Consider the following 1,171-nt stretch of genomic DNA (forward strand, 5'->3'; position numbering starts at 1 on the left):
GGAATCTCCGAACAAGCCTTCAGTTATGCGAGAATCCCCGCAACACCTGATCCGAGCCGCCCATGAGCCAGATGAGCTTTTCCGACTTTGAGTACGCCGGCAAGCGCAAGCAAACCCGCCGAGAGCGCTTCCTCGCCGAAATGGATCAGGTGGTGCCCTGGGCAGGCCTGCTGGAGCTGATCGAACCGTTCTACCCCAAGGCCGGCGGCGGTAGAAAACCCTATCCTCTGGAAACCATGCTGCGCATCCATCTGTTGCAGAACTGGTTCTCCCTGAGCGACCCGGCCATGGAAGAAGCGCTCTACGAAATCACGCCCATGCGCCAGTTCGCACGCCTGACGCTGAGCGCGCCAATCCCCGAAGACACCACGATCATGAACTTCCGGCACTTGCTGGAGAAGCATCAGCTCGCACCGGCAATCCTTGCGGTCATCAATGGTTATCTGCAGGAAAAAGGCCTGTCGCTGCGCCAAGGCACCATCGTCGATGCCACCATTATTCATGCCCCCAGCTCGACCAAAAATAAAGAAGGCAAGCGTGATCCCGAGATGCACCAGACCAAGAAAGGCGGTCAGTATTTCTTCGGGATGAAGGCGCACATCGGTGCCGATGTCGAGTCCGGCCTGGTGCATCACGTCCATGGCACCGCTGCCAATGTGGCCGATGTCACGCAGGTGGCTGAACTGCTGCATGGCGAAGAAAACGCCGTGTATGCAGATGCCGGTTACACCGGTGTCGAAAGGCGCGAAGAGCATGAAAATCGGGGGGTGATCTGGCAGATTGCAGCGCGTCGCAGCACCTATTCCAAGCTGAACCAGCGCAGCGTACTGTACAAAGCCAAGCGCAAGATCGAGTTCTGCAAGGCTCAGACACGGGCCAAGGTCGAGCATCCGTTTCGCGTGATCAAGCGGCAGTTTGGTTACGTGAAAGTACGTTTTCGTGGGCTGATGAAAAACACGGCTCAGTTGACCACGCTGTTCGCCCTGGCAAACCTGTGGAGGGTTCGAAAACAGCTCATGGGTATGGGTGAGGTTCGCGTTTAACACGGAGAACCGGTCGAAAAAGCTCTCCGTACATGATTTTTCGGTCACTTTTCGTCCAATGACGCTGTAGGTGCCTGGAAAATTGCAACTTGCCGCGGCTGCACGACAAGTTGATCGGAGCATCCCTA

The 1,171-nt window shown here is 56.6% G+C and carries 1 protein-coding gene; it reads left to right on the plus strand.

What is annotated here, in order from left to right; translation table 11 throughout:
• Positions 1 to 62: 62 nt before the first annotated feature.
• Entirely contained in the window at positions 63 to 1,043 is a 981-nt protein-coding gene (locus tag PSEMO_RS30145) for an IS5-like element ISPa41 family transposase (RefSeq protein WP_014003920.1), read from the plus strand.
• The last annotated feature ends 128 nt before the right edge of the window (positions 1,044 to 1,171 follow it).

The sequence above is a fragment of the Pseudomonas putida genome, from assembly GCF_001941965.1.
Classification (GTDB): Bacteria; Pseudomonadota; Gammaproteobacteria; order Pseudomonadales; family Pseudomonadaceae; genus Aquipseudomonas; species Aquipseudomonas putida_L.

Coding starts and splice junctions, on each gene's coding strand:
- PSEMO_RS30145 (WP_014003920.1), top strand. CDS start 63: ATGAGCCAGATGAGCTTTTCCGACTTTGAGTACGCCGGCAAGCGCAAG.